The organism is Sanguibacter massiliensis (assembly GCF_900240335.1).
Taxonomy (GTDB): Bacteria; Actinomycetota; Actinomycetes; order Actinomycetales; family Cellulomonadaceae; genus Flavimobilis; species Flavimobilis massiliensis.
In genome coordinates, this window is sequence record NZ_LT964979.1 from 2,475,602 (window position 1) to 2,499,606 (window position 24,005).

The window sequence follows — 24,005 nt, forward strand, 5'->3', positions numbered from 1 at the left end:
GCTCGTGAGGCTCATGTGACTGATGTGACTCACGATGTTTCTGAGGTGGGAGTTCACAACGGGTTTGAAGGCGACTAGCCTCGTCCTGCACCGCTGTCCCGTCACGGAGGCTCCATGTCCCGCCAGTCCCGGATCCCCAGGTCCGCGTCCGCGCTCCTCGCGTCGGCGCTCGTCCTCGGGCTCGCCGCTCCCGCCGCGCTCGCGGAGCCGGGTGACGACGACGTCGCGTCGGCGCGCGCGAACGAGGCCGCCGTCGCCGGCTCCGTCGCAGCGATCGAGGTCGAGCTCGCTCGCCTCAGTACCGTCGCCGACGAGGCATGGGCGCGGTCCGCGACCGCGGGTGAGCGCTACCTCACGGCGCAGGTTGCGCTCGAGGAGGCCCAGGCCGCGGCCGCCGCCGCGGACGCGAAACTCGCCGACGCCCTCACGACCATGGAGGCCTCTCGCAAGGTCCTCGCCGGCATCGCGCTCGAGCGCTACCGCTCGGGCGGCTCGATCCAGACCCTCGAGGCCGTCCTCACGGCCGACGGCATCACCGACGTCGTCCGCCGCACCTCGTCGCTGCGGACCGTCGGCTCCGCCGCCGACGCGGCCGTGCAGCAGTTCCGGGCCGACGCCCTCGTCGCCGACGTCCTGCGGACGGACGCCGCGAACGCCCTCACGGCCGCGCAGGATGCGGCGACGGAGGCCGAGAAGGCGCGGGCGGAGACAGACCGCCTCACCCAGGCGGCCCAGGCCGCGGCCGATTCTGCGACGGCGCGCCGCGACACGCTCATCACCCAGCTCGCCGCTGCCCGCAGCACGACCGTCGAGGCCGAGCGCGCACGCCAGGACCGCATCGACCGGGACCGCGAGCAGCAGCGCGAGGAACGGGCCGAGGCGGAGCGCGAGCCGTCGAACCCGCCGACCGCCCGCCCCACGCCGACGACCCCGCCGACGACGCCGACGCAGGAGCCGACGACCGAGCCGACGCGCGAGCCGACCCCGACCCGGGAACCGACGACCGAGCCGACCCGCGAGCCGACCCCGACCCGGGAACCGGCGACCGAGCCGACCCGCGAGCCGACGCCGACCCCGACCCCGACGCGCACGCCTGCACCGACCCCGACCCCGACGCGCACGCCCGCACCGACGCCCACGCCGACGCGTACTCCCGCGCCGACGCCCGAGCCGACGACGCCGCCCACGACCGAGGCCCCGGGCCTCGGCACCGGCACCGCGGTCGGCAGCGCCGCCCAGGGCCGCGAGGCCGTCGCGTGGGCGCGCACTCAGATCGGCAAGATGTACGGCTGGGGCACGACGGGCCCCAACACGTACGACTGCTCGGGGCTCACGATGCGCGCCTGGGAGGCCGCAGGCGTCGGCATCACCCGGACGAGCCGGTCGCAGTACGTGCGCGTCAAGAAGATCCGGTACGCCGACATGCGCCCGGGCGACCTCATCTTCTGGGCGAACAACACCTCGGACCCGAACACGATCCGCCACGTCGCGATGTACACGGGCGGCGGCATGATGATCGAGGCCGCGCGCCCAGGCGTCCCGGTCCGAGAGGTCCCGGTCCGCTACGCGGAGACCATGGCCTACGCGGGACGTCCCTGACAGCCCTCGCCTCGGCGCACGCGAACGGGCGGCCGGCTGCGGAAGCAGCCGGCCGCCCGTTCGCGTGCGGGGGGACGCGTCAGTGCGCGTAACCCGAGTCGATCGCGCGCTGGCGCGACCGCTCGATCTCGGCCTCGGCCTCGGCGCGACCCACCCAGTGGGCGCCCTCGACCGACTTGCCGGGCTCGAGGTCCTTGTAGACCTCGAAGAAGTGCTGAATCTCGAGCCGGTGGTAGTCGGACACGTCGTCGATGTCCTGACGCCAGGCGGCGCGCTGGTCGCCCGTCGGGACGCACAGCACCTTGTCGTCGCCGCCAGCCTCATCGCGCATGCGGAACATGCCGAGCGCCCGGCACCTGATGAGGCAGCCCGGGAACGTCGGCTCCTCGAGGAGCACGAGCGCGTCGAGCGGGTCGCCGTCCTCACCGAGGGTGCCCTCGATGAAGCCGTAGTCGTCGGGGTAGCGCGTCGAGGTGAAGAGCATCCTGTCGAGACGGATGCGACCGGTGTGGTGGTCGACCTCGTACTTGTTGCGCTGACCCTTGGGGATCTCGATCGTGACGTCGAACTCCACTGCTCTTCCTCCAGACACGGGCGGCCGTCGCCGTCCCGAGCACCTCTCGTCGTTCGTCCCGCGGGGCACGGGCGCGGGCCCGTGAGCCTTGGTGGCGTAGTCGTGCCAGGTGACGGTTCACGCCGCGTCCACCGTACGGGCACGGGGCACGCTGCTCGGTCGCCGTCGTCCTGCGGGTCCAGTGTGACGTACACGGAGGCTAAGGTGTGAACCGCGACCGAGGTGCGGGAGGAACGTCATGGGTCTGGCGGCACGAGTAGCAGCTGCGACGACGACGTTCGCGCTGCTCGCCGGCGGCGGGTATCTCGTCGCCGACACGTACGACGTCGTCCCCGGTTTTCTCACGAACGCGCCGGTCGCGCCGCCTCCGGCGCCGTTCCCGACGGCCCCCGGCGCGACGACGGGGCCCGCGCTCACGTCCGGGCTGGCGACGCTCCCGACGGACGCGCCTGTGCCGTCCGCCACATCGGTCGAGAAGTTCGTCGCCGAGCTCGTCGACGAGGAGAAGTACGTCGGCAAGCGCGTCGGCGTGCTCGTGACGGACGCGGCGACCGGGCAGGGCATCGCAGGGCGCGCGGCGACGACGGACTTCGTGCCGGCGTCGACGGCGAAGCTCCTCACGGCCGCCGCGGGCCTCTCGCGGGTCGGCCCCGACAGGACGCTCGACACGACGGCGCTCCTCGCGGGATCGACCGTGACGCTCGTCGGCGGCGGCGACATGATGCTCGCGGCAGGAGCGGGCGACCCGGCGAAGGTCAACGGCCGTGCCGGTCTCGCGGACCTCGCCGCCCAGGTCGCGGACGCCGTCACGGCGGCGGGCCTCGACTCCGTGACGGTGCGTGTCGACGACTCGCTCTTCACGGGGCCGTCCGTCGCGCCGTCGTGGGACCCCAAGAGCGTCGAGGCTGGCTATGCCGCCCCCGTCACCGCGATCGCGGTCGACGTCGCCCGCCGCACGGACGACACGTACGCGCAGCGCCACCCGGACCCGTCGCTCGCTGCCGCGCGAGACTTCGTGCGCGCCCTCGAGGAGGCCGGCGTCACGGTGACGGGCACGGCTGCGCGCGGGAACCCGGCGGAGGGCGCTGCCGAGGTCGGCCGCGTCTCGTCCGCACCCCTGTCGGAGGTCGTCGGGTACTTCCTGCAGACGTCGGACAACACGATCACCGAGGTCGTCGGCCGGATTGTCGCGATCGAGACGGGCCTGTCTGGCTCCGTCCAGGGTGCGACGGCGGCGGTGCTCGACGCGATCGGCGCGCTCGGCGTCGACCTCACGGGCGCGAAGCTCGCGGACTGCTCGGGCCTCGGCGACGGTTCGCGGCTCTCGCCGCGCCTGCTCAACGAGCTTCTGCTGCGCATGGTCGACCCCGGGATGCCCGCGCTGCGCGAGGCGGCGCTCCAGATGCCGCTCGCGGGGGTCTCGGGGACGCTCCACGAGCGGTTCACGACGTCGGACGCGCGCGGCAGGGTGCGGGCGAAGACGGGCTCGCTCCCGAACGTCTCCGGTCTTGCGGGCACGGTCGTCACGGCCGACGGCCGCCTGCTCGTGTTCGCGGTGCTCGTCGACGACTTCCCCGACGGCAACGCGTGGAACGCGCGCGCGACGATCGACAAGCTCGTGACGCGCCTCGCGGCGTGCGGGTGCGGATGACGTCCGAGCGCCGCCCGAGCCCTGACCTGCGGGCCGCCGTCGACTGGGACGCGGCCCGGGGGCTCGGTGCGCTGCTCGCTCCGGCGGGCCCTGTCGACGAGCGCGGGGTGCTCGTCGCGCACGTTGAGGGGCTGCGGCGCGCGGCGTCGCTTGCGGTGCCGCACGTCCTCGACGTCACGGCGATGTCCCCGGCCGACGGGCGTGACGTCGTCGACGACCCGGGCCTGCTCTCGCGGGTGCACGTCGTCGACCGTGCGTCGTGGGTGCGGGCCGCGTCGCAGGGCATGGAGGTGCTCCTCGGCGGCACGGCTCCCGCACCCGCGGAAGGCTCCGGGACGCGTGCGCCCGGCGTCGTCGTGCAGGCTGCGGGTGCGGCCGAGGTCGGCGCGGCGCTCGCCCTCGTCTCGACGCGGGTCCTCGGCCAGTTCGACCCGTACGTCGCGCGGCCCGGGGACCCGGGCCGGCTGCTGCTCGTCGCGCCGAACGTCTTGCGGGTGGGCCGTGCGCTCGACGCGCGGCCGGACCCGTTCGCGCTGTGGGTTGCGCTCCACGAGCAGACGCACGCCCTGCAGTTCGCGGCCGCGCCGTGGCTTGCGGGCCATCTGCGGGGACGGGTCGCGGCGCTGCTCGACGACGTCGTCGGGTCTGGCGCGGAGCTCGGCCGCGGCGGTCCGGGCCGACGTGCGCGGGCGTGGGCGTCGACCCTCGGGCGGGTCGTGCGCGCCCCGGCGGGCACGTCGCTCGGCACTCGTCTGCTGTCGCCGTCGCAGCGCGCGACGATGGCGGAGATCGCCGCGGTGATGTCGCTCCTCGAGGGGCATGCCGACGTCATGATGGACCGCGTCGGGGAGAACGTCGTCCCGGGTGTCGGGCGGATCCGGGCGTCGTTCGACGCGCGGCGCTCGCAGCGCGGCGGGGCCGTCGACACGGTGCTCCGCAAGGTGCTCGGCCTCGACGAGAAGCTTGCGCAATACACCGACGGCGCGGCGTTCGTGCGGGGAGCGATGATCCGCGTCGGGCGTCGCCGCCTCAACGCGGTGTGGGACGGTCCCGAGAACCTTCCGACGTCGCGCGAGCTCGCTGATCCCGCCGCGTGGGTGCGGCGCGTCCACGGATGAGCCTGCCGACCCCGCACACCGTCGCGGGGCGCCGGGCGGTGCGGGAGGCGCTCGCCGACCTGCCGGGCGCGGCGCCCGTGGTCGTCGGGTGCTCGGGCGGTCCGGACTCGCTCGCGCTCGTCGCGTGCGTCGCGGCGGAGCTCGGGCTGCGGCCCATGTCCGGCCGCGCCGCGGCGTCCGTGCCCGACGGTCCCGTGCCTGACGCTGCCGTGCCCGACGGTCCCGTGGCCGATGTCCTCCCGCCCCGCCCGCGCGGCGACCGGACCGCGGGCCGCACCGTGCGCGTCGTCGTCGTCGACCACGGCCTGCAGCCGGGCAGCGACGCCGTCGCGGAGCGTGCCGCGGCGATGTGCCGGGCGCTCGGGCTGACGACCGACGTCGTCCGGGTCGTCGTCGACGCGCCCGGCGGGCCCGAGGCGGCCGCGCGGACCGCGCGGCACGCGGCGCTCGAGCGTGCGCTCGACGCGCTGCCGGGCGGGGCAGACGGCGCGATCCTCCTCGGGCACACGCTCGACGACCAGGCCGAGGGCGTGCTCCTCGGGCTCGCGCGCGGCGCGGGTGCTCGCTCCCTCGCGGGCATGCGGCCCGTGCGCGGACGCGTGCGCCGCCCCTTCCTCGGCCTCGGGCGTGCCGTGACCGTCGGCGTGTGCGCCGAGCAGGGGCTCGAGCCGTGGCACGACCCGACGAACACCCCCGCGCCCGACGACGACGCTGCACCGCGACGCTCGGCCCTGCGTGCGCGGGTCCTGCCGCTGCTCACGGACGTGCTCGGGCCGGGTGTCGTGCCGGCGCTCGCCCGGACGGCGGAGCAGCTCCGGGAGGACGACGACGCGCTCGCGTCGTACGCCGCCCGGCTGCTCGCCGACGCTGCCGTCGTGACCTTCGTCGCCGACGGCTCCGAGCGCGCGGCGACCGGGACGTCGGGCGTTCCTGCTGCTGCGAGCCTCGACTGCGCGGCGCTCGCGGCCGCACCCGTGGCCGTGAGGCGCCGCGCGCTGCGCGCGTGGGCCGTCGCCGTCGGGGCGAGCGACGGCGCGCTCGCCCGCACCCACGTCCTCGCGCTCGACGCCCTCGTCGTCGCGTGGCGAGGGCAAGGGCCCGTCCCGCTCCCCGGACGGGTCACCGTCCGTCGCAGGTGTGGCACGCTTGAGGGACACCGTCCCGCACCCTGAGGAGCCCTTTCGTGGACCTGTCCGACATCGGTAACGACATCGATCACGTTCTGCTGACCGAGGAGCAGATCGGCGCCCGTCTCGACGAGATGGCCGCGCAGATCGACGCGGACTACGCGGGCAAGGACCTCCTGCTCGTCGGCGTCCTCAAGGGTGCGGTCATGGTGATGGCCGACCTCTCCCGCCGCCTGCACACGGCCGCGACGATGGACTGGATGGCGGTGTCGTCCTACGGCTCCGGCACGAAGTCGTCGGGCGTCGTCCGGATCCTCAAGGACCTCGACACGGACCTCACGGACCGTCACGTGCTCATCGTCGAGGACATCGTCGACTCGGGTCTCACGCTCTCGTGGCTCCTGTCGAACCTGCGCTCGCGCGGCCCGGCGTCGGTTGAGATCGCTGCCGCGATGCGCAAGCCCGACGCGGTGAAGGTCGACATCGACGTCCGCTACGTCGGCTTCGACATCCCCAACGAGTTCGTCGTCGGCTATGGCCTCGACTACGCGGAGAAGTACCGCAACCTCCCGTTCGTCGGGACGCTTGCGCCGCATGTCTACGAGCGCTGAGCATCCCGGGGCGTCCCGCCGCCGGGACGCCCCGGCCCCGGCCGTCCTGCCCTGGGCGAACACGCAGGAATGGTCCAGCCTCGCGATGTACGGTCGGAGCGGAACTCTCGCGAGCGGAAGGAACGGGTACGCCCGTAGCCGATGAACGTCAAGAAGATCGCCAAGGGCCCCCTCGTGTGGGTCCTGCTCGTCGTCGTGCTGCTCTGGATCGGCTTCGCCGTGTTCGCGGGCCAGGGCGTCAAGCGCATCGACACGTCGCAGGGCCTCGCCCTGCTCAAGGGGACGACGGTCGAGCGCGCAGTCGTCGTCGACGGCGACCAGCGCGTGCGCCTCACGCTCACCGAGCCGTTCGTCGACGGTGAGACGGACAAGGGCAAGGTTGTCGAGTTCTTCTACGTCCAGCCCCAGGGCCCGGACGTCGTCGACGCGGTCTCTGCCGCAAGCCTCGCGAAGGGCTACGACTCCGAGATCGCGCGCGTGAGCTTCCTCGCGTCGATGTTCTCGGTGCTTGTCCCGTTCCTCATCATCGGCGTCATCTTCTTCTTCCTCATGAGCCGCATGCAGGGCGGCGGCAGCCGGGTCATGGGCTTCGGCAAGTCGCGTGCCAAGCTCGTCGGCAAGGAGTCGCCGCAGGTGACGTTCGCCGACGTCGCGGGCGCCGACGAGGCGGTCGAGGAGCTTCACGAGATCAAGGAGTTCCTCCAGGAGCCCGCGAAGTTCCAGGCCGTGGGCGCCAAGATCCCCAAGGGCGTGCTCCTCTACGGTCCCCCCGGAACCGGTAAGACGCTCCTCGCACGCGCCGTCGCGGGCGAGGCTGGCGTCCCGTTCTACACGATCTCCGGCTCCGACTTCGTCGAGATGTTCGTCGGCGTCGGCGCGAGCCGTGTCCGTGACCTCTTTCAGCAGGCCAAGGAGAACTCGCCCGCGATCATCTTCGTCGACGAGATCGACGCCGTCGGCCGCCACCGCGGCGCCGGCATGGGCGGCGGTCACGACGAGCGAGAGCAGACGCTCAACCAGCTCCTCGTCGAGATGGACGGCTTCGACCCCAAGGCGAACGTCATCCTCATCGCGGCGACGAACCGCCCCGACATCCTCGACCCCGCGCTCCTGCGCCCGGGCCGCTTCGACCGTCAGATCGCCGTCGAGGCCCCGGACCTCCGGGGCCGCGAGGCGATCCTCAAGGTCCACGCTCGCGGCAAGCCGATCGTCGAGGGCATCGACCTCGCGATGGTCGCCAAGCGCACGCCCGGCTTCACGGGCGCCGACCTCGCCAACGTCCTCAACGAGGCGGCGCTGCTCACCGCGCGCTCGGGCGCGCACCTCATCGACGACCGCGCGCTCGACGAGGCGATCGACCGTGTCATCGCCGGTCCGCAGAAGCGCACGCGGGTGATGAACACCAAGGAGCAGAAGATCACCGCCTACCACGAGGGCGGCCACGCGCTCGTGGCTGCGGCCATGCGCTACACCGACCCCGTGACGAAGGTGACGATCCTGCCGCGCGGTCGCGCGCTCGGTTACACGATGGTCCTGCCGACGCAGGACAAGTACTCGACGACGCGCAACGAGCTGCTCGACCAGATCGCGTACGCGATGGGCGGCCGGGTCGCCGAGGAGCTCGTCTTCCACGACCCCACGACCGGCGCGTCGAATGACATCGAGAAGGCCACGGCGACCGCCCGCAAGATGGTCACCGAGTACGGCATGAGCGAGCGGGTCGGCGCGATCCGCCTCGGCTCGACGGACGGCGAGCCGTTCCTCGGCCGCGACATCGGTCACCAGCGCGACTATTCCGAGGCGGTCGCCGGCACGGTCGACCACGAGGTCCGCAAGCTCGTCGACGCCGCGCACGACGAGGCGTGGGAGGTGCTCGTCGAGTACCGCGACGTCCTCGACCACCTCGTCCTCGAGCTCCTCGAGAAGGAGACACTCAACGAGGCCGAGCTCGCCGAGATCTTCGCCCCCGTCGTCAAGAGGCCCCCGCGCGAGGTGTGGCTCTCAAGCGAGCAGCGCACCGTCTCCTCGCGTCCCCCGGTCCTCACGGACGCCGAGAAGGCCGAGCGCGGCGACACGCCGATCGTCCCCCAGGACGAGGGCACGGCCCGCGAGGAGCACCCCGCGGAGACGATCGGCGAGGTGCCCGACGGCGGCACGCCGGGCGGGGCCGTCGGGAACGAGGTGACGGAATGACGAGCGCAGAAGAGCTTCCGGACCGCAGGGTCGACCTCGACCGCGCCGCCGCGGCGGTGCGCGAGCTGCTGCTCGCGGTCGGGGAGGACCCGGACCGCGAGGGCCTGCGCGAGACGCCGGCCCGCGTCGCGCGCGCGTACGCCGAGGTCTTCGCAGGTCTCAGCCAGGACCCTGCGGACGTGCTCGGCACGACGTTCGACATCGGCCACGAGGAGATGATCCTCGTCAAGGACATCGAGCTCTACTCGACGTGCGAGCACCACCTCGTGCCGTTCCACGGCGTCGCGCACGTCGGGTACATCCCTGGAGCCGACGGCCGCGTCACCGGGCTGTCGAAGCTCGCACGCCTCGTCGAGGTCTTCGCGCGCCGCCCACAGGTCCAGGAGCGCCTCACGTCGCAGATCGCCGACGCGCTCGTCGAGCACCTCGAGCCGCGCGGAGTCCTCGTCGTCGTCGAGTGCGAGCACCTGTGCATGTCGATGCGCGGCGTTCGCAAGCCCGGTGCCCGCACCGTGACGAGCGCCGTGCGTGGCCAGATGCGTGACGTCGCGACGCGTGCCGAGGCCATGAGCCTCGTCCTCGGGCGCTGACGGGGCCCGCGACACCGCCGCTAGGCTGACGCCCGTGCGGGCGACGACGTCGTAGATCCCGGGCTCGGCGAGGCCTCCCGAGATGNCCCCGCGCGCCGCGTGCTGTATCTGTTTTTTCATCAGGATGCGGCGCCCACAGAGATCCACGCGAAGGGGGTCGCCGGCAGCGTCAGATGTATAAAAGAGCCGCCCCCGCGAGCCTCGCCCGCCTCGACCGCACGCTCGTCATGGGCGTCCTCAACGTCACGCCCGACTCGTTCTCGGACGGCGGCGAATGGTTCGGGCCCGAGGCCGCGGTCGCGCACGGCGTGCTCCTCGCCTCCCAGGGAGCCGACCTCGTCGACGTCGGCGGCGAGTCGACCCGTCCCGGGGCGGCACGGGTGCCGGAGGACGAAGAGCTCGCGCGCGTCCTTCCGGTCGTCCGTGAGCTCACGGCGCGCGGCGTGCCCGTGAGCATCGACACGACCCGTGCCCGCGTCGCGGCACGCGCGGTCGAGGCCGGTGCCGTCGTCGTCAACGACATCTCGGGAGGCCTCGCCGAGCCCGGGATCTACGACGTCGTCGCCCGCACGGGCGTCGTCTACGTCGCGATGCACTGGCGCGGCCACGCTGACGTCATGGACTCCCTCGCCGTGTACGACGACGTCGTCACCGATGTCCGGGACGAACTCGCCGAGCGCGTCACGGACCTCGTGGCCGCGGGCGTCGCGCGTGAGCAGGTCGTCCTCGACCCGGGCCTCGGCTTCGCGAAGCCGGGCGCCGCGAACTGGCCGCTGCTTGCGGCCCTCGACGAGCTGCTCGCGCTCGATCTTCCCGTGCTCGTGGGCGCCTCGCGCAAGAGGTTCCTCGGTACGCTGCTTGCAGGGCCGGACGGGCAGCCGGCACCCCCGCTCGCACGTGACGGTGCGACGGCCGCGATCTCGGCGCTCGCCGCGGCGGCCGGCGCGTGGTGCGTGCGGGTGCACGACGTCCCGGGCTCCGTCGACGCGGTCCGGGTCGCACGCGCGTGGGACGGCGCACGTCGGCCGCGCACCCTGAATACCGAGGAGCAGAAGTGACGATCTTGCCCGGCCCGGTTCTCGACGCCCACGGCCGCCAGCTCGACCAGGTGCGGCTCACGGGGCTGTCCGCGACGGGCTTCCACGGAGTGCTCGACCACGAGCGGGCCGAGGGCCAGACGTTCGTCGCCGACGTCACCGTCCACGTCGACACGCGTCGTGCGGCCGCGTCGGACGACCTCGCGCACACGCTCAACTACGCCGAGCTCGCCGCCGAGGTCGTCGAGGTCCTCGGCGGACCTGCGGTGCGGCTCGTCGAGACGCTCGCGGAGCAGATCGCGTCGGCGGCTCTCGACCACACGCTCGTCGCGGCGGTCGACGTCGCGGTCCACAAGCCGTCCGCACCCGTCGGGGTGCCGTTCGGGGACGTCGTCGTCGCGATCCGTCGCGACCGCGTCAAGCTGCCGTCCGCACGCTTCGACCCCGCTGCCGCCCCGGCCTCGTCCGTCGCGACGATCGGCGCGTCCGCGGCGCCCGCAGCGCCCGCAGCGCCCGCAGAGTCAGCAGCGCCCGCTGCGGTACGGCCCGCGGCCGCGGTGGCACCGGTGCCGCCGCCCCCGGCCGAGATCCCCGCGCTCGCGCCGTCCGACGACGATCCCGCGACCGGCCTCCTCGACCCCGTCCACGTGCCCGAGCCCGACTTCATGGACCGCGCCCCGGCCGGTCCCGTGGAGGCGGTTCTCGCCCTCGGCTCGAACATGGGCGACCCGCGCGAGATCCTCACGCGGGCGATCGAGGATCTCGCGGGCGCGCCCGGCCTCGAGGTGCTCAAGGTCGCGCCCCTTGCGCGCACCGCGGCCGTCGGGGGCGTCGAGCAGCCTGACTTCCTCAACACCGTCCTCCTCGTGCGCACGACGCTCGCGCCCCGCGCACTGTTGCGCGTCGCGCATGCCGTCGAGCAGGAGCACCACCGGACGCGCGACGTCCGCTGGGGCCCGCGGACGCTCGACGTCGACCTCATCACGTACGAGGGCGTCGTCGGCGTCACCGACGACCTCGAGCTGCCGCACCCGCGCGCGCACGAGCGTGCGTTCGTCCTCGCACCGTGGGCGGAGATCGAGCCCGACGCGGTGCTGCCCGGCCTCGGCGGCGGCCCCGTCGCGGCGCTCGCTGCGACGGCCCCCGACCGTGAGGGCGTGCGCTGGCTGCGGCTGGACTGGACGTCAGGCGACGGGGGGTCACGTCCGTGACCTCCGGGCTCCGGGTGCGCTGGCTCGTCGCCCTCGCGATCGTGGCCGCGACGCTCGGGTGGGGCGTGCTCGCACTCGTCGAGAAGGGCGGCGGCGTCGTCGGGCGCGTCGCGTGGCCGGTGGCCGTGACGCTCGTGCTGCTCGCGGCGGTCGTCCTCTGGTTCGGGTGGGCGGTGCGCCGGTACACGCAGGGCAGGCGTCCGTCGTTGTCTGGGCTCCGCGCGGCGCGCACGCTTGTGCTCGCGCAGTCGGCCGCGCTCACGGGCGCTGCGCTCACCGGCTGGTACCTCGCGCACGTCCTGCTCGTCGCGGGTGACCTCGACGTCGCGGCGCTGAGGGGCAAGGCCCTGTGGGCGGGCCTCGCAGCGCTCGCAGCGGTGACGCTCACGGTCGCGGGCGTCGTCGTCGAACGCTGGTGCCGCGTGCGCGGTAGCGACGGCGACGACGACGAGACGCCGCCGCGCTCGGCGAACGCGACGCCGGCGTGACGGCGCCCGGGCTCCACGCGTGCACGTCTCCGAACACGATTGCCAGGGGCGGAACCGACGAACGGGCCGACCTGGTCAGGGGCTGATCTCCAGCCGGGGTCCGACCTCGCCTCGGACGGGGCGGGCCGTCGCAAGCCTGACGAGGAGAGGCGGGTGCGGCGCTGACGGCGCGTCGCAGGAGCATCGCGAGCGACGAGCTGCACTGCGCACCGACGGCCCGTCGTGGGGTGTGTTACCGCGAGCTTCGCGCCGCGTTGAGTGCACCGTACTTCTGGTCGTGCCGGGAACGCCGATGCGCTGTCCGACGCGGCGCCGGTGCCGGTCATGCCGGCCACCACCCCTGCATCCTGCGCCGGCAGTTGCAGCGAGATCTCCGCGAACTTACGATCGCTCGATAATTGACAGAATCGCGCAGGATCGACGGTTCATCGCGGATGAGAGATTGATGCGAACGGTAGGTGCGGTCTCGCATCTTCCCGGAAAGGTCAGTGAGGACAATCGGATGAGTGATGTTGGACGAATTCTTGGACGCGCCGTTCTCGGAGCGGCGTTAGCCGTATCCGTGCTCTTCATCGTCAGTGTTGCTGTAGTGGGTGTTTCCGCAATGATTGGAAAGGGGGTGGACGTGCCGCTCGTCATCAACGTCAACGTGGCGGAGGAGAATGGTCTGCCGGCGGTGTATTTCGAACCGTACCTGTCGGGCATGGCGCTCCTCGCCGGCGTGATCATTGGCGTGACGGTTGGTGCATGGTTCGCATCCGGCAAGCGTCGTGCCCCCGCGAAGACCGACTCGACGGATGCTTGAAGCGCTCGACCAGCGGCAAGGTGTTGTGCCGCTGGTTCGGGTGGGCGGTGCGCCGGTACACACAGGGCAGGCGTCCGTCGTTGTCTGGGCTCCGCGCGGCGCGCACACTCGTGCTCGCGCAGTCGGCCGCGCTCACGGGCGCTGCGCTCACCGGCTGGTACCTCGCGCACGTCCTGCTCGTCGCGGGTGACCTCGACGTCGCGGCGCTGAGGGGCAAGGCCCTGTGGGCGGGGCTCGCTGCGCTCGCCGCGGTGACGCTCACGGTCGCGGGCGTCGTCGTCGAACGCTGGTGCCGCGTGCGCGGCAGTGACGGCGACGACGACGAGACGCCACCGCGCTCGGCGAACGCGACGCCGGCGTAGCCGTTCGCAGGACTGCGCGGGCGAGCGTCGCGGGCTAGGCTCTCCCGGTCACGGCGCGGCGGAGTGGGGGATGCAGGTGCGGAGCGAGGCGATCGACTGGGTGCTGCCGTCGCCACGGCAGGTCCGGGCGCGATGCGAGACGGCGCTGTGGTGGCTCGGTGTGCCGCTCGCCCTCAGCGCGGCCGTCGCGCTCCTCTGGACGCGCTGGGCATGGCTCGCCACTGCGGTCCTCGCGCTGTGGCTCGTGTGGATCCTCGCGACCGCGCGTCCGCACGTCCGCAGGCTCGCGTGGACCGCGACCGACGACGCGTTCGTCGCCCGCTCGGGGTGGTGGGTCCGCAGCGTGAGGAGCCTGCCGTGGTCGCGCGTGCGGTCGGTCGAGCTCTCCGAGGGGATCATCGACACCCGGCTGGGGATCGCGTCGCTCGTCGTCAAGGTCCCGGGGCTCGGGATCCCCGTCAAGGGCCTGGCGCCCGACGAGGCGAAGGCGCTGCGGGACGAGCTTCTCGCGAGGTCCGCGCGCGACAAGGTGCTGCCCGGAGAGGCGCGCGGGACGGCGCCCGTCTCCTCCGCGCCCGACTCCTCGACGCCCGACTCCTCGACGCCCGACTCCTCGACGCCCGACTTCTCCGCGCCCGTCGCCTCGGCGCCCGTCGCCCTCGACGGCGGCGTCGTCACCGACACCGAGGAGCCGCGGCACGAGCCCGCCACACCCCATGAGCCGGCGGAATCCGCTGCGGTCCCTGAGGCTGCCGAGCCTGACCTCGACCTCCCGTGGTTCCGCGCGCACCCCTTGAGCGACGTCGCCGAGTCCTTCTCCGCGCTCCTCGGCCTGGCAGGTTTCGGCGCGTACCTCGCGCTCCGGGAGGCCGAGGATGTAGGCGGCGTGCTCGACTGGGCGACGCGCACCGCGACCGACCCGCGCTGGGCGTCGCTCGCCGTCGCGGTCGTCGTGGCGATCGCACTGTGGTCGGAGGTGTCACGCCGCAGGACGTGGTGGGCGCTCGACGACGACGTCCTCCACCAGCGGTCCACGGGAAGGGCGCGCACGCGCACGAGCGTACGGCTCGACCGGATCGACGGGGTCGACCTCGCGTCGTCCGTTGGGGCACGCCTCTTCGGTCTCGCCCAGCTCACGGTGCTCGTCGCGGACGGTGACGAGCCGATGACCGTCGGCCACCAGCGGCGCGAGGCCGCCGAGGCGATGCGCGCGCGGCTGCTCAGCCACGGGGCCGCCTATGTGGACGAGGTGACGGCGGGCCACGCGCCCGACGCAGGTTCCGGCTCGGCGCGCTCGACGGCGGAGCACCACCCCGCCCCCGACCCCGACCGCCCGGCGCCGGGAGACGCCCGGACGTCGGACGAGCCCCACGCCGCGACCGACGACGACCGCCGACCCGCCCGTGTGCGGCTTGCGCGCACCGACCGCCGCACCGTCGTGCGCGCGTTCGTCCTGCGCGCCCCGGTCGCGGCCGCGCTCGTCGGGTCGCTCGTGCTCGCCGTCGTCGCGCTCACGGTGCCCGCGGTGCGCGAGGGGCTCTTCTTCGCAGCCGGCGGGGTCGCGTTCGCGGGCCGACGCGCGTGGACGCAGATCGACCAGGGCACGGGCCGCACCGTCGAGCGCGCCGGAGGCGACCTCCACGTCGCGTCGGGGCTCGCGACCCGCACCGAGAAGACCGGGCGGGCCGGCCGCGTCCACGCGGTGCGACTCGGCACGCGCCCCCAGTGGTGGGGCGCGGACCTCTGGACGGTCACGGTGCTCACCGGTTCCGACGACGGCTCGGACGACGAGACCGACGACGACGAGCTCTCGGGTGCGCTCCTGCCCGCGGCCGACGCGGCGACCGCGCTCACCGTCGCGCAGGAGGCGCTCCCGGCGCTCGCCCGGGTCGACCGTCGGCTGCTCGCTGACCTCTGGCCGGGCGCGCGCGGCGTCGTCCACCCCGACCCGACGGTCGACGGTGCCCCCGTGAGCGTGCTGCGGATGCCGGACCGTGCGTGGTGGCTCGCGCCGCTCACGTGGCGCGTGCGTACGGCAGCGCTCGCGGGCGACGGGCTGCTCGTGCGCACGGGGCGGCTCGCGCCGCGCGTGACGTTCGTGCCGCTGCACCGCGTCCAGGGCGTCGCCCTCGAGCAGGGGCCGCTCCTGCGCCGGGCAAGGGTCGTCACGGTCGCCGTGCACCTCGTCGACGGACCCGTCAAGGTCGACGTCGGGCCGCTCGAGGCGACCGCCGCGCGGCACCTCGCGGACGAGCTCGCCGTCGCGGCCAGGAAGGACCTCCGGACACGCACGATGTCCGACGCTGGTGGGACACTGTGCGCATGACCACCGAGCCCAGCCCGTTCGACTTGCCCGGCGTCACCTGGCAGCGCGTCTCGCCCCGACTCGTCCCGGCCCGCCAGATCGCGGTCGCCCTCACGCTCGTCGTGCCCCTCCTCGTGGGGGTCGTCCTCGCGGTGCTCGTCCACCCCGCGTTCTGGGTGCTCGCGGGCGTCGTGGCGGTGCTGTGGGCATGGATCGCGATCGTCGTCGTGCGACAGGTCCGCGCGATCGGCTATGTCGAGCGCGAGGACGACCTCCTCATCCGCAAGGGTGTAATGTTCCGCAACCTCGTCGTCGTCCCGTACGGGCGCATGCAGTACGTCGAGGAGACGCAGGGCCCGCTCGCGCGCATGTTCGGCATCAAGTCGCTCCAGCTCCACACGGCTGCGGCAACGACCGACGCGTCGATCGACGGCCTCGACCCGGCGGAGGCTGCACGGCTCCGCGACCGTCTCGCGTCGCGCGGCGAGGCGCGGCTGGCCGGGCTGTGAGCGCCCGCAGCACCGCGCCCGAGCTCGAGCCCGAGACCGGGCTCGCCTGGCAGCGCATGCACCCCGTGACGCCCGTCGTGCGCGGCTGGACCGTCATCGTTGTCGTCCTCTTCCTCGTCCTGCAGAACTCGGTGGAGAACTTCGAGGACCTCGGGGAGGCCGCCGACCTCGCGCGTGGGGTGGGACTTCTCTGGCTGCTCGGCGGCGTCGCCATCGTCCTCGCCGTCGTGGGGCTGTACTGCTGGGTCGCGTGGCGCGTCACGCGCTACGCGATCGGCACGGACGCCGTCCACCTGCGCAAGGGGTTCGTCTTCCGGCAGCAGAAGCAGGCGCGCCTCGACCGGCTTCAGGCCGTCGACATCGTCCAGCCGCTCCTCGCACGTGCGTTCTCGCTCGCCGAGCTCAAGCTCGAGGTCGCCGGTGGCGCCGGCTCGGGCGTCGCGATCGGCTTCCTGCGGCGAGCCGAGGCTGACGCCCTGCGCGCGGAGCTGCTCGCGCGCGCCGCGGGCGTCGACGTCGCCGAGGGTGAGGAGGCCCCGGTCGCGCCCGAGCGGGTCCTCTACGAGGTGCCGTTCGCGACGACGTTCGGCTCGGTGCTGCGCTCGTTCGTCACGCCGGTGCTCCTGCTCATCGTCGTGGGCGTCGTCGTGGCGGTCGTCGTTACCTCGAGCGCCGCACCGATCTTCTCGCTCCTGCCCGCCCTCTTCGGCTTCGGCGGGTACGTGTTCCAGCGGCTCGTCTCCGAGGCGAACTTCGTCGGCGCGGTCTCGCCCGACGGCATCCGGTCGCGCTCGGGGCTCCTCGAGACGCGGTCGCAGACAATCCCGCCCGGCCGTGTCCAGGCGATCCGCATGCGTCAGCCGCTCCTGTGGCGGCGCAAGGACTGGTGGCGCGTCGACGTCACGGTCGCGGGCTACGTGCTCGGTGCGGACACCAAGGAGGTCTCGACGCTCCTGCTGCCCGTCGGCCCGCGCGCCACGGCGTTCGACGCCCTGTGGCTCGTCCTGCCGGACCTTGGCGTCGAGGACCCGCTCGCGCTCCTCGCGACCGGCCTCGACGGGCAGGGGCCCGATGGCGGGTTCACGACGAGCCCGCGGTCGGCCCGCTGGCTCGACCCACTCACGTGGCGTCGTAACGGCTACGCGGTCACTGGCCGGTGCCTCGTCATCCGCCGCGGCAGGCTCACCCGCAGCCTCACGCTCGTCCCGCACGAGCGCACGCAGTCGCTCGCGCTCCAGCAGGGGCCGTGGCAGCGGCGGCTCGGTCTGGCGAGCGTCGCACTCCACGTGACGCTCGGGCCCGTCCAGGCGTCCGTCCACCACCTCGCGTCGGACGAGGCCGCACGGCTGCTCGACGAGCAGGACGACCGCGCCCGCTCCGCCCGGCGCGCCGAGGGCCCCGAGCAGTGGATGCGGCGCGTCGCACCGGAGCTCGCGGAGCAGGTCGAGGAGGCAGCGCAGGCCGAGGGCACGGCGCCGGACGGTTCTGCGCTCGGCACCGTGGTGCCCGAGGACGCCGCACCCGACGGCACCGCGACACCCGACGACGCCGCGCGGTCCGCAGACGAGGAGTCCCGCGCGTGAGCACAGCCCGCCCCGGGCGGCTCAGGGTCGGCGTCGTCGGCGCAGGCCGCGTCGGTGCCGTCCTCGGTGCTGCGCTGCGCGCGCTCGAGCACGACGTCGTCGGCGTCTCCGCGGTTTCCGAGGAGTCGCTCGAGCGCGCCGCGACCCTCCTGCCCGGAGTGCCTGTCCTCGAGGTGCCTGACGTCGTGCGGTCGGCGCAACTCGTGCTTCTCACCGTCCCGGACGACGCGCTCGGCGACCTTGTCACCGGCCTGGCGGCGCTCGGGGCGTGGCAGCCGGGGCAGCTCGTCGTCCACACGTCCGGCCGCTTCGGCACCCAGGTCCTCGCGCCCGCCGCGGCGGCCGGCGCGATCCCGCTCGCGCTCCACCCGGCGATGACGTTCACGGGCACGTCGCTCGACCTCGCGCGGCTCGAGGGCACGGCGTTCGCCGTGACGTGCGGCCCGACCGTCCAGGCGATCGGTCAGGCGATCGTCATGGAGCTTGGCGGCGACCCCGTCGTCCTGCCCGAGGAACGCCGCGGGCTCTACCACGCGGCCCTCGCGCACGCGTCGAACCACCTCGTCGTCCTCGTCTCGCAGGCCGCGCAGGCGCTCGGCGCCGCAGGTGTCGAGCAGCCCGGCGCGGTCCTCGGCCCGCTGCTGCGGGCCGCGCTCGACGGAGCCCTGCGCGCCGCCGACGTCGCGGACTCCGCGCAGCCGCCGTCGGCCGCCGACCCGGGCGCGATGTCCGCGCTCACGGGGCCCGTCGTCCGCGGTGACGTCGGCACGGTGCGTGAGCACCTCGACGTGCTGGCAGGACTCGCCGCGGAGGAGGACGCGCTCGACGTCCTCGAGTCCTACCGGGTGCTCGCGCGCGCCGCCGCCGCACGGTCCGTGCGGACGGGACGTCTCGCCGAGGGCCCGGCACGCGAGATCATGGACGTGCTCGCCCAGGACCACCCGGAGGAACCATGACCAGCCCGACCGTCGCCCGCACCCGCGCAGAGCTCGACGCGGCCCTGTGGTCGCCCGAGGCACTGGCGGGCGTCGACCTCGAGGCCTTCGAGGAGACCGGTGAGGTCCCGCGCCGCGCCGTCGTCATGACGATGGGCGCGCTGCACGACGGGCACCTCGCGCTCGTGCGCGCGGCCCGTGAGGCCGTCGGCCCCGGGGGGCAGGTCGTCGTCACCGACTTCGTCAACCCGCTGCAGTTCGGGCCCGGCGAGGACTACGAGCGCTACCCGCGCGACCTCGACGCCGACCTCGCGACCCTTGCGCGCGGCGGCGCCCGCGTCGACGTCGTCTTCGCGCCGTCGGCCGCAGAGATGTACCCGTCGGGGCCGATCGTCCGCGTGTCGTCGGGCACGATCGGCACCGTCCTCGAGGGCGCGATTCGCCCGGGGCACTTCGACGGCGTCCTCACGGTCGTCCTCAAGCTCCTCAACCTCGTCGCCCCGGACGTCGCGGTGTTCGGTGAGAAGGACGCTCAGCAGCTCCTCGCGATCCGGCGCATGGTCCTCGACCTCGAGCTGCCCGTCGAGATCGTCGGCGTGCCGATCGTCCGGCAGCCCGACGGCCTCGCGCTGTCGTCGCGCAACGCCTACCTGAGCGACGAGGAGCGCGCCCGCGCGCTCGCGCTGTCCGGCGCGCTGCGCGCCGGCGCCGAGGCCGGGGAGCGGGGCGCGGACGCCGTCCGCGCGGCGGCGACCGCCGTCCTCGAGGCCGCCGGGGTGGACCCCGACTACCTCACGCTCGTCGACCCGACTACCGTGGAGGACGTGCCCGCGTCGTACGCGGGCGGCGCGCTGCTGCTCGTCGCGGCGCGCGTCGGCACGACCCGACTCATCGACAACACGGCCGTCGACGTCGTCCCGCCGAGCGCGGGCGGCGCCAGGGCCTGAGGATCCCTCATGAACACCACACCTCCCGCGTCGCTCCAGCGCCCCATGATGATCGCGAAGATCCACCGGGCCACGGTCACGCAGGCGGACCTCCACTACGTCGGCTCGATCACCGTCGACGCCGACCTGCTGCGTGCCGCCGACCTCGTCGCGGGGCAGAAGGTCGACGTCGTCGACGTGACGAACGGCTCACGCCTGTCGACCTACGTCATCCCCGGCGAGCCCGGCTCGGGTCAGATCTGCATCAACGGCGCTGCCGCGCACCTCGTGCACCCGGGGGACACGGTCATCCTCATCGCGTACGGCCTCATGAACGACGCCGACGCGCGCACGTTCATGCCGCACGTCGTCTTCGTCGATGCGGACAACAGGATCGTCGACATCAACGAGGAGCCGGGTCTCGTGCCTGAGGGCTACGGGCTCGAGGCGTCGGGCCTGCCCATCGCGGGCTTCCAGGGCCACGGGGCCCCGCAGGACGCGACGGACCTCGCGTGATGACGCTCGACCCGGCGCTCACGAGCGCCGCCGCGAGCGTCGCGGTCGAGCAGACCCGTCCCGTCCTCGCGCGACGCCTCACGGCGCCCGCGCCGGGCTGGACGGCGCACGCGGACGTCGTCGTTGTCGGCTCGGGCATCGCGGGCCTCACGGCCGCGCTTGAGTTGCGTCGGCGTCTGGGCCCCGACGGCCGGGTCATGCTCGTCACCAAGGGCGAGCTCTCGTCGGGCTCGACCGTGTGGGCGCAGGGCGGCATCGCTGCGGCACTCGCGCCGACCGACTCCCCGGACGCGCACCTGGCCGACACGCTCGTCGCGGGCGTCGGCGTGTGCGACCGCGAGGCCGTCGAGGTGCTCGTCACCGAGGGCCCCGACCGCGTGCGCGAGCTCGTCGGTCTCGGCGCGCACTTCGACCTCGCGGCCGACGGCGACATCGCGCTCACGCGTGAGGGCGGGCACCATGCGGACCGCATCGCGCACGCGGGCGGCGACGCGACGGGTGCCGAGATCTCGCGCGCCCTCATCGCGCAGCTCGAGGCCGTGCTGGGCGATCCGGGCATCGAGATCGTCGAGCACGCGCTCGTCCTCGACCTCCTTCAGGGGCCCGCGTCGCTCGACGCCGAGGGACGTGAGGTCCCCGGCGCTGTCGCGGGCGTGACGCTCCACGTCATCGGTGAGGGTCGGCGCGACGGCGTCGGCGCGGTGCTCGCGCCCGCGGTCATCCTCGCGACGGGCGGCATCGGCCAGGTGTACCGCTCCTCGACCAACCCGGTGCAGGCGACGGGCGACGGCGACGCGCTCGCCCTGCGCGCGGGTGCGACGCTCGGCGACGTCGAGTTCGTCCAGTTCCACCCGACCGTCCTGTGGGCGGGCTCGGGCGTGCGCGGCCAGCTGACCCTCGTCTCGGAGGCCGTGCGCGGCGAGGGCGCGCTCCTCGTCGACATCGACGGCGTGCGGTTCATGCCGGACGTCCACCCCATGGCGGAGCTCGCGCCGCGCGACGTCGTCGCGCACGCGATCGTCGAGCGGCTCCGCCTCACCGAGGCCAACCACGTGTACCTCGACGCTCGTCACCTCGGCGCGGACTTCCTCCGCGAGCGGTTCCCGACGATCACGGAGCGGCTGCTCGAGCACGGCATCGACTGGACGACGGACCTCGTGCCCGTCGCTCCCGCGCAGCACTACCACTCCGGCGGCGTCGTCACGGACCTGCACGGCCGCTCGACGGTCCCCGGTCTCTACGCCGCGGGCGAGGTCGCGTGCACGGGGGTGCACGGCGCCAACCGGCTCGCGTCGAACTCGCTCCTCGAGGGGCTCGTCTTCGCGCACCGCGCGGCCGTCGACGTCGCCGCGCGTCTCGCGTCGGGCGAGCTCACGCGCGTCGAGCCTGTGGCGCACGAGGGCCGTACGGCGCTCGTCGCGGCCGCGATGCGCTCGCGCGTGCAGCGCGCGGCGGCGACCGGACCGGGCGTGCTGCGCTCGCGCGAGGGTCTGCTCGCGTCGCTCGAGCGTCTCGCCGCGGTGCCGACGAACGGCGGGCCGCGGCCCGCGGGCGTCGTTGACGCGCACCCGCAGGTCGCCGAGTGGGAGACGACGAACATCCACCAGATCGCCACCGTCCTCGCGGCGACCGCCCTCGAGCGCGAGGAGTCGCGCGGCGGGCACTTCCGCACCGACTTCCCCGAGCGGGACGACGCGTGGCTGCTGCGGATCGATGTGCGGCTCACCTCCGACGGCACGCTCGAGATCCTCCACCGGGCCCACACGTCGGTGGCGCGCTGACGTCGCACGGCGTCGTTACGATCACCGGATGACCCCCGCTCCGCGTGTGCGTGCGCGGCGTCGGCGACGACGTTCCGCTCTCGTCGTCGCGCCGCTGCTCGTCGTCGCTGCTGGCGTCTCCGCGTTCGTCGCGCTCGAGAACCTCGCGCCTCCGACGGTACGGTCGTTCGTCCTGTCGGTCGGCGCGTCGGTCCTCGGGGAGCCGTCGGACGCGCCGACGAGTCCCGGCCCCGGGACCCCTGCGCCGTCGCCGACGTCGGAGGCCGCGACGCCCACGGTCACGCCCTCAGACACGCCTGCCGACGAGCCCACCGTTGACGCCTCCGACCCGACGCCGTCGGGCCGCGGCTACGACGTCGACTCGCCGGACTCGATCACCGTCGTCGTCAACAAGCTGAGGCCGTTGTCGCCGCTCGAGCACCGTCCCGACGACCTCGTGCCGGTCTCCGGCTCGGCTGTGACGATGCGCGCGGAGGCCGCGGACGCGCTCGCCGAGCTCCGTGCGGACGCGGAGGAGGACGGCAACCCCATCGCCGTGCACTCGGCGATGCGCTCGTACCAGGAGCAGCGCACGACGTTCGAGGGCTGGGTCGCGCAGATGGGCCGCGAGCGGGCGGAGCGCTCCTCGGCGCGCGCAGGGTTCTCCGAGCACCAGACGGGTCTCGCCGTCGACGTCGTCGCGCTTGCGGACACGTGCGGCGTCATAAGCTGCTTTGGCGAGACGAAGGCGTCGCAGTGGTTGGTCGCGAACGCGCACCGGTACGGCTTCGTCGTCCGGTTCGACGGCGCGCACGAGGAGTGGACGGGGTACAAGGCCGAGCCGTGGCACCTGCGTTACGTCGGGGTCGAGGTCGCGACCGCGATCCACGAGGCGGGCGGGCCGTCGCTCGAGGAGTTCTTCGGGCTCGGACCGGCGCCTGACTACGCGGACTGAGCCGCTCCCGCGGCGTCCGTCGCTGTGCCCGAACGCTGTGGGACGGGCCCGCCCGCGTGCGGTAGCGTTCGGGCGTGACCACCCCTGCCACGGCGATCTCGCCTGCCTCTGCCGCGCCCAACGCGCCCGCGTACCCGTCCGACCCGACCCTTCCCGGTGACCCCGGGCCGGGCCGGGCCTGGATCGCCGCGACGGTCGCGATGGCGCTCGAGGAGGACCTCGGCTCCGTCAACCGACGCGACGTGACGACGCAGGCGACGATCTCGCCGTCGGTGCGCGGCACGGCGGACCTCGTCGCGCGCGAGGCCGGCACGGTCGCGGGGCTCGGTGCGGTGCGGGAGACGCTCACGCAGGTGTGCGAGATCTTCGACCTCGCGCCCGTGCAGGTCGAGCACCTCGTCGTCGACGGCGAGCGCGTGCGTGCGGGGCAGGTGCTCGCGCACCTCACGGGCCCGGTCCAGGCGCTGCTCGTCGCGGAGCGCACGATGCTCAACATCGCGTCGCGTGCGTCGGGCGTCGCGACGGCCGCACGTGCGTGGACGGACGTGCTCGACACGGTCGTGCGGCCCGACGGGTCGCGGGCGCGTGTGCTTGACACGCGTAAGACGACGCCGGGTCTGCGCGCGCTCGACAAGTACGCGGTGCGCTGCGGCGGCGGTACGAACAAGCGCATGGGTCTGTACGACGTCGCGATGATCAAGGACAACCACGTGGTCGCGGCGGGATCGGTCGCGGCCGCGGTCGCGTCGGTGCGCGAGCGGTTCCCGGAGGTCGCGGTGCAGGTCGAAGCGGACACGCAGGCGCAGGCGGTCGAGGCCGTCGAGGCCGGTGCGGACTTCCTGCTGCTCGACAACATGGACGACGACGCGCTGCGCGCGACGGTCGAGGCGGTGCGTGCGCTCGAGGCGTCTCGGGGCCGGGTGGAGCTCGAGGCGACGGGCAACCTGTCGCTCGAGCGTGCGGCGTCGGTCGCGGCGACGGGCGTCGACTACATGAGCGTCGGTGCCCTCACGCACAGCGCCCCGATCCTCGACCTGGCCCTCGACCTCCGCGCCTGACCCCACCCCCGTGTCCGCGAGATAGCGATCGGCGGACGAGATAGCGCGAGAGACGCGCTATCTCGTCCTGGCAGCGCTATCTCGCGGGGCGT

Annotated in this window: 22 protein-coding genes; 21 read left to right on the forward strand and 1 reads right to left on the reverse strand. The window is 73.8% G+C overall.

What is annotated here, in order from left to right; genetic code table 11:
* Nucleotides 1-114 precede the first annotated feature (114 nt).
* Nucleotides 115-1,599 (forward strand): C40 family peptidase, encoded by a 1,485-nt coding sequence (locus tag C1729_RS11455; protein WP_102510057.1) that lies wholly within the window; start codon nucleotides 115-117, stop codon nucleotides 1,597-1,599.
* Nucleotides 1,600-1,678: 79 nt separating this feature from the next.
* On the opposite strand, the gene C1729_RS11460 is transcribed toward C1729_RS11455, so the two are convergent.
* Nucleotides 1,679-2,173 (reverse strand): inorganic diphosphatase, encoded by a 495-nt coding sequence (locus tag C1729_RS11460; protein ID WP_102510058.1) that lies wholly within the window; start codon nucleotides 2,171-2,173, stop codon nucleotides 1,679-1,681.
* Between the two features lie 238 nt (nucleotides 2,174-2,411).
* Between C1729_RS11460 and dacB the strand changes: the two genes are divergently transcribed.
* The 20 genes from dacB to nadC all read left to right on the forward strand — a co-directional run bounded on the left by dacB (nucleotide 2,412) and on the right by nadC (nucleotide 23,913).
* Nucleotides 2,412-3,824 carry a D-alanyl-D-alanine carboxypeptidase/D-alanyl-D-alanine endopeptidase gene (gene dacB, locus C1729_RS11465; protein WP_102510059.1) on the forward strand — a complete coding sequence of 471 codons (1,413 nt, stop codon included), beginning with the start codon at nucleotides 2,412-2,414 and terminating at the stop codon, nucleotides 3,822-3,824.
* On the forward strand, nucleotides 3,821-4,942 hold the full coding sequence (locus C1729_RS11470; protein WP_102510659.1) for a zinc-dependent metalloprotease: 1,122 nt from the start codon (nucleotides 3,821-3,823) through the stop codon (nucleotides 4,940-4,942). The genes dacB and C1729_RS11470 overlap by 4 nt, the downstream gene beginning before the upstream one ends.
* Nucleotides 4,939-6,114 carry a tRNA lysidine(34) synthetase gene (locus C1729_RS11475; protein ID WP_102510660.1) on the forward strand — a complete coding sequence of 392 codons (1,176 nt, stop codon included), beginning with the start codon at nucleotides 4,939-4,941 and terminating at the stop codon, nucleotides 6,112-6,114. The genes C1729_RS11470 and C1729_RS11475 overlap by 4 nt, the downstream gene beginning before the upstream one ends.
* A gap of 11 nt (nucleotides 6,115-6,125) precedes the next feature.
* Nucleotides 6,126-6,680 (forward strand): hypoxanthine phosphoribosyltransferase, encoded by a 555-nt coding sequence (gene hpt, locus C1729_RS11480; RefSeq protein WP_102510060.1) that lies wholly within the window; start codon nucleotides 6,126-6,128, stop codon nucleotides 6,678-6,680.
* A gap of 141 nt (nucleotides 6,681-6,821) precedes the next feature.
* Nucleotides 6,822-8,873, forward strand: coding sequence for an ATP-dependent zinc metalloprotease FtsH (gene ftsH, locus C1729_RS11485; protein WP_102510061.1), 2,052 nt, complete (start codon nucleotides 6,822-6,824; stop codon nucleotides 8,871-8,873).
* Nucleotides 8,870-9,463, forward strand: coding sequence for a GTP cyclohydrolase I FolE (gene folE, locus C1729_RS11490; protein ID WP_102510062.1), 594 nt, complete (start codon nucleotides 8,870-8,872; stop codon nucleotides 9,461-9,463). The genes ftsH and folE overlap by 4 nt, the downstream gene beginning before the upstream one ends.
* Before the next feature lie 173 nt (nucleotides 9,464-9,636).
* Nucleotides 9,637-10,521 carry a dihydropteroate synthase gene (gene folP / locus C1729_RS11495; RefSeq protein WP_102510063.1) on the forward strand — a complete coding sequence of 295 codons (885 nt, stop codon included), beginning with the start codon at nucleotides 9,637-9,639 and terminating at the stop codon, nucleotides 10,519-10,521.
* The gene (folK, locus tag C1729_RS11500; RefSeq protein WP_242493807.1) at nucleotides 10,518-11,711 is read left to right on the forward strand and encodes a 2-amino-4-hydroxy-6-hydroxymethyldihydropteridine diphosphokinase; all 1,194 of its coding nucleotides are present in this window, start codon (nucleotides 10,518-10,520) and stop codon (nucleotides 11,709-11,711) included. Before folP ends, folK begins: the two co-directional genes overlap by 4 nt.
* Complete coding sequence (locus C1729_RS11505) at nucleotides 11,708-12,199, forward strand: DUF3180 domain-containing protein (protein WP_102510064.1); 492 nt, start codon at nucleotides 11,708-11,710, stop codon at nucleotides 12,197-12,199. Before folK ends, C1729_RS11505 begins: the two co-directional genes overlap by 4 nt.
* A gap of 502 nt (nucleotides 12,200-12,701) precedes the next feature.
* Nucleotides 12,702-13,004, forward strand: a complete 303-nt coding sequence (locus C1729_RS14365; protein WP_129590746.1) for a hypothetical protein — start codon at nucleotides 12,702-12,704, stop codon at nucleotides 13,002-13,004.
* Nucleotides 13,001-13,366, forward strand: coding sequence for a DUF3180 domain-containing protein (locus C1729_RS11515; protein WP_242493808.1), 366 nt, complete (start codon nucleotides 13,001-13,003; stop codon nucleotides 13,364-13,366). The genes C1729_RS14365 and C1729_RS11515 overlap by 4 nt, the downstream gene beginning before the upstream one ends.
* 70 nt (nucleotides 13,367-13,436) lie before the next feature.
* A complete protein-coding gene (locus C1729_RS15225; RefSeq protein ID WP_102510067.1) occupies nucleotides 13,437-15,692 on the forward strand; it encodes a PH domain-containing protein in 2,256 nt (751 codons plus the stop codon).
* On the forward strand, nucleotides 15,689-16,180 hold the full coding sequence (locus C1729_RS11525; protein WP_102510662.1) for a PH domain-containing protein: 492 nt from the start codon (nucleotides 15,689-15,691) through the stop codon (nucleotides 16,178-16,180). Before C1729_RS15225 ends, C1729_RS11525 begins: the two co-directional genes overlap by 4 nt.
* On the forward strand, nucleotides 16,177-17,763 hold the full coding sequence (locus C1729_RS11530; RefSeq protein ID WP_242493809.1) for a PH domain-containing protein: 1,587 nt from the start codon (nucleotides 16,177-16,179) through the stop codon (nucleotides 17,761-17,763). Before C1729_RS11525 ends, C1729_RS11530 begins: the two co-directional genes overlap by 4 nt.
* Nucleotides 17,760-18,719, forward strand: a complete 960-nt coding sequence (locus tag C1729_RS11535; RefSeq protein WP_102510068.1) for a Rossmann-like and DUF2520 domain-containing protein — start codon at nucleotides 17,760-17,762, stop codon at nucleotides 18,717-18,719. The genes C1729_RS11530 and C1729_RS11535 overlap by 4 nt, the downstream gene beginning before the upstream one ends.
* On the forward strand, nucleotides 18,716-19,645 hold the full coding sequence (gene panC / locus C1729_RS11540; RefSeq protein WP_102510069.1) for a pantoate--beta-alanine ligase: 930 nt from the start codon (nucleotides 18,716-18,718) through the stop codon (nucleotides 19,643-19,645). The genes C1729_RS11535 and panC overlap by 4 nt, the downstream gene beginning before the upstream one ends.
* A 9-nt stretch (nucleotides 19,646-19,654) precedes the next feature.
* A complete protein-coding gene (panD, locus tag C1729_RS11545; RefSeq protein ID WP_102510070.1) occupies nucleotides 19,655-20,140 on the forward strand; it encodes an aspartate 1-decarboxylase in 486 nt (161 codons plus the stop codon).
* On the forward strand, nucleotides 20,140-21,921 hold the full coding sequence (locus C1729_RS11550; RefSeq protein ID WP_102510071.1) for an L-aspartate oxidase: 1,782 nt from the start codon (nucleotides 20,140-20,142) through the stop codon (nucleotides 21,919-21,921). The genes panD and C1729_RS11550 overlap by 1 nt, the downstream gene beginning before the upstream one ends.
* A gap of 28 nt (nucleotides 21,922-21,949) precedes the next feature.
* A complete protein-coding gene (locus C1729_RS11555; RefSeq protein WP_165375492.1) occupies nucleotides 21,950-22,855 on the forward strand; it encodes a M15 family metallopeptidase in 906 nt (301 codons plus the stop codon).
* Between the two features lie 200 nt (nucleotides 22,856-23,055).
* Nucleotides 23,056-23,913, forward strand: a complete 858-nt coding sequence (nadC, locus tag C1729_RS11560) for a carboxylating nicotinate-nucleotide diphosphorylase (protein ID WP_102510664.1) — start codon at nucleotides 23,056-23,058, stop codon at nucleotides 23,911-23,913.
* The last annotated feature ends 92 nt before the right edge of the window (nucleotides 23,914-24,005 follow it).